We start from the raw sequence: 4,014 nt of genomic DNA, 5'->3' as shown, positions 1-4,014 counted from the left end.
AGCTCGCGGTGGCGCTGGAGGTGGTGGAGGCCGGGCGGCGGGCGGTGCGGGCCGGATGGGCGTGCGTGCTGGGCGCGGCGCTGGTCGTGGGGGCGTGGGCGCAGGCGGGGACGCTCGGGTACGTGGTGGACCGGGGGCTGCTGCCGGGAGTGGTCGAGGCGAAGTACCGGGAGCCCTGGACGGGGTACCACTGGATCACGCCGTGGGTGGGGTACGGGGACGTGGTCATGGCGAGGAGGATTCCGTCGCGGCAGATTCCGGCCTACGGGCCGTACACCGTGGCTCCCGGGTATCCCGACTTCTTCCTGCGGGACGAGGAGGAGCGGGTGGCGGCGGCGCGGACGTACTTCTCCGAGGGGGCGGCCGGCGGTGTGCGGCGCGGGATCGTGCGGGAGTACGGGGTGCGGTGGGTGGTGGACCGGGGGGACGGGCTCCGGGAGGCCGAGGGGCTGCGGGTGGTGACGCGTGGGCCGGACGGGCAGATCCTCTACGAGGTGGTGGGGTGAGCGCCGGGCGGGGGCGGGGTGCCGCGGGCGGGCTCAGCGCAGGACGCTCGCAGCCAGGCGGACCGCCCGCTTCACACGTGGCGTGGCCAGGCGGCGTACCGCCGGGTGGATGAGCGCCGCCGCCGGGCCCACCGGCTGCCAGCGGATCTGGAGCCGGCCCGGGTTGTGGCCCTCGGGTTCCACCGTGACCCGGTGGGGCAAGGCGCCCGAGTGGTAGGGGACCCGGGCGGTGAAGGGGGTGAGGGCGAGCGGGGCCAGGAGGATGCCCGTGTGGGTCTGGCCCTGGTGGCGGAGGCGGAGTACGGGGTGGCGGACGCCCTCGAAGCCCTGGAGGGGGAGGCGGGCCGACGCCAGGTCCAGGCGCAGGTGGCCCTCGAAGACGCCGGGGCGGACGGGGCAGAGGCGGAAGGGGACCGCGAGGCGGCGACGGCCGGGTGAGAGGTGGAGGGTGGCGCGCTGGGGGCCGACCGGTAGGCGCAGGGCCGGGTCGTAGGTGCGGACGGTCAGGTCCATCGAGGCGCCGGGGCCCCGCTCGATCTTGGTCACCTCGTGGCGGAGCTGGGCGGTGAAGAACGGGCGGGTGTCCAGGTCCAGGTCCGTCAGGTCGAGTTCGCGGCGGGCCAATTCGGAGTGCGGGATCTCCTCGCCCCAGTAGGTGCGGCCGTCCGCCGGGTCCGGTGTGGTCCGGCGCGGGGCGACGTCGTGACCGAGGCCCCGGGCGGCGAGGCGTACGTCGGACAGGCGGCGGTCGCGGACCAGTTGGAGGACGATCCGTTCGGCGCGGGGGAGTCGGGCGTAGGCGCCCGGGGTCAGCGTGTCGAGGTAGGGGGTCACGATGTCCGCGAAGGACGCGAGCCACGCGTCGTCCCGGTACGGCAGGTCACCGGCGTACATCCGGAAGTCGTGCTTGAGGAACTTGAAGTCCTTCTCCTCGCGCAATGACACGTGCCCGCTCTCGGCCAGGAACGCGTCGATGAGGCGCTGCACGTGGACGCGGTCGCGGACGTTGGTCAGCTTGTGCCGCTGGTTGGATATGGAGGCCGTCTCGGAGGCGGCGTACGGGGCGACGTACCAGCGGTAGACCGGCTCGGGGACGACGGTGAACGTTTTGGCCAGGCAGTACGCCTGCGCCGAGAAGAGCTGGTCCTCGTAGTGGATGCCCTCGGGGAAGCGCAGGTCGTGCCGGTCGAGGAAGGCGCGGGCGTACATCTTGCTGGTCGACAGGTGCTCGAAGAACAGCCGCGGGTCGGCCTCGATGCCGTCGAGGGTGCGGCGCTCGGCGACCAGGTGCGGCATCCACGTCGTACGGCGTCCGCCGTCCACGCGTATCCGGTGCACCGCGCCCATCGCGAAGTCGATGTCGCGTTCGCGGTGGGCGGCGAGCAGGACCTCGACGGCGCGCTCGGGGAGTTCGTCGTCGCTGTCCAGGAACATCAGGTACGGAGCCCGCGCGATCTCCAGGGCGCGGTTGCGCGGGGCGCTGCAGCCGCCGCTGTTCTCGGGCAGGCGCAGGTATACGACGCGGGGGTCGCGGGCGGCGAGTCCGCGGGCCACGTCCTCGGTCGCGTCCGTCGAGTGGTCGTCGCTGATGACGACCTCGATGTTGGCGTGGGTCTGGCGCAGGGCGGACGCGACCGCGCGGGGGAGGCGTTCGGCGTCGTTGTAGACGATGACCGTGACGGTGACGTCCGGCGTGCTCGCGGAAGTGGTCATGGACGTGCTCATGACGTGGTCGCCTCCTCGGGGCTCGGTGCCGGGGTGCGCTCCTCGACCGGCAGTACGGGGGGCAGCGTCCGTTCGTCCTCGCCGAGGAAGACCCGGCGTACGACGCGTTCGGCGGCGCGGCCGTCGTCGTACTCGCAGAACCGGCGCCGGAAGGCGGCCCGCGCCTTCGCCGCGCGTTCGTCGCGCCAGGCGTCCGTGGTGAGGATGTCCGTCAGCGCCGCCTGGTCGCGGGCGACCGGGCCCGGGGCCTCGGCCATCAGGTCGAAGTAGACGCCCCGGGTGGTGCGGTACGTCTCCCAGTCGTCGGCGTGGATCACGATCGGGCGGTCGAGGTTGGCGTAGTCGAACATGATCGACGAGTAGTCCGTGACCAGCGCGTCGGCGGCCAGGCACAGCTCCTCGACGGGGTCGTAGGAGGACACGTCGATGATCCGGCCGGTGCGGCGCAGGCCCGCCAGCGGAGAGGTGGCGGTCTCGTAGAAGTAGTGGGCGCGCACCAGCAGGATCGTTTCCTCGCCGAGTCGGTCGGCGAGGGCGGCGAGGTCCAGGCGCGGGGTCCAGCCGGCCTCGTAGTCGCGGTGGGTGGGCGCGTAGAGGATCGCCCGGTGGCCGGGCGCGATGCCCAGGCGTTCGCGGACCGCGCGGACGTCGGCGGCGCCGGCGGTGTAGTAGACGTCGTTGCGCGGATAGCCGTGGTCGAGGGAGGTGTGGCGGGACGGGTACGCCCGTTGCCACATCCGGGTTGAGTGGCTGTTGGCCGAGACGCTGTAGTCCCACTTGTCGACGCGCTCCAGCAGCGCCTGGAAGTCCAGGCCCCGGGCGGCGGCGGGGTACGGCATCTGGTCCAGGCCCATGCGCTTGAGCGGGGTGCCGTGGTGGGTCTGGAGGTGCACGGTGCCGGGACGTTTGACGACCGCGTCCGGGAAGTTGACGTTGTTGACGAGGTACTTGGCGCGCGCCAGCACCTCCCAGTAGCGGCGGGTGCCGGGCACGACGTGGTCGGTGCCGGGCGGCAGCAGGGCCGCGCCCGGGGCGGTGACCACCCACACCGGGTGGACGCTCGGCGCGAGTTCCGCGAGCTTGGCGGCGATGGCGGCCGGGCTGCAGGCCACGCCGCGGGCCCAGTACGCCGAGAAGACGGCGAGGTGCGGGTCGACCGGCTCGGCGAGCGCCCGGCGGTACTGGAGGGCGCGCAGGCGCGTTCCGGCCCGGTGCCTGCCGGTGCGCGCCGCCGACCGCACCCTGCGGCGCGTACGGTTGGCGGCCTGGAGCGCGCGGTACTTGGCGCGGGCGTCCTGCTCCAGCAGCGACCGGCGTACGCCTTCGAGGCCGGCCGGGCGCCGATGGCCTTCGGGGCGGTGGCGCCGGGCGGCCAGGGACGCCCGGTGGAAGAACTCCCGCGCCACGTCGTCCGGCATTCCGGCGCGGATGAAGGTGCGCAGGAAGTCGCGGACCATCAGGTCGTACAGGACGGTGTGGACGGCCGGGCGGCCGGCGGCCAGGTCGAGGAGCGTCTCGTAGCGCTCGACCAGGGCGTAGCGCTGCTTCGGCGTGACCGGCGGCAGGCTCTCGGGGCGCAGCCGGCGCTCCTCGTACGCCGGGTGGGGCAGACAGGCGACGCGGTCGGCGAGCAGCAGGGCGGCGTACGCGGCGAAGGGCTCGTCGTCGGTGGTGAGGAGGCGCTCGTGGGCCCGCCAGAAGCCGGCGCGCACGGCCCGGTTGCCGAGCAGCGGGGTCAGTCCGAGCAGCGCCGCGCGGGCCGCGCCGACCTCGCCCTCGACGA

General features: G+C 73.8%; 2 protein-coding genes and 1 pseudogene. 1 reads left to right on the top strand and 2 read right to left on the bottom strand.

The window, feature by feature from the left end:
• Positions 1–506, top strand: a pseudogene (locus EBH09_RS14100) (hypothetical protein); the annotation flags it as partial.
• 33 nt (positions 507–539) lie between these two features.
• Here the strand turns inward: EBH09_RS14100 and EBH09_RS14095 are convergent.
• Together EBH09_RS14095 and EBH09_RS14090 are read right to left on the bottom strand one after the other, a co-directional pair.
• Complete coding sequence (locus EBH09_RS14095) at positions 540–2,231, bottom strand: glycosyltransferase family 2 protein (RefSeq protein WP_121747272.1); 1,692 nt, start codon at positions 2,229–2,231, stop codon at positions 540–542.
• On the bottom strand, positions 2,228–4,014 hold a 1,787-nt coding region (locus EBH09_RS14090), incomplete at its 5' end, for a CDP-glycerol glycerophosphotransferase family protein (RefSeq protein ID WP_153182659.1). The genes EBH09_RS14090 and EBH09_RS14095, both read right to left, overlap by 4 nt.

It is taken from the genome of Streptomyces sp. E2N166, from assembly GCF_003671715.1.
GTDB classification, from domain to species: domain Bacteria; phylum Actinomycetota; class Actinomycetes; order Streptomycetales; family Streptomycetaceae; genus Streptomyces; species Streptomyces thinghirensis.
This window is presented reverse-complemented; position numbering and strand designations above follow the sequence as displayed.

Excerpts from the sequence above, each read along its gene's own strand:
- EBH09_RS14095 (WP_121747272.1), bottom strand. The coding sequence starts at position 2,231 with ATGAGCACGTCCATGACCACTTCCGCGAGCACGCCGGACGTCACCGTC.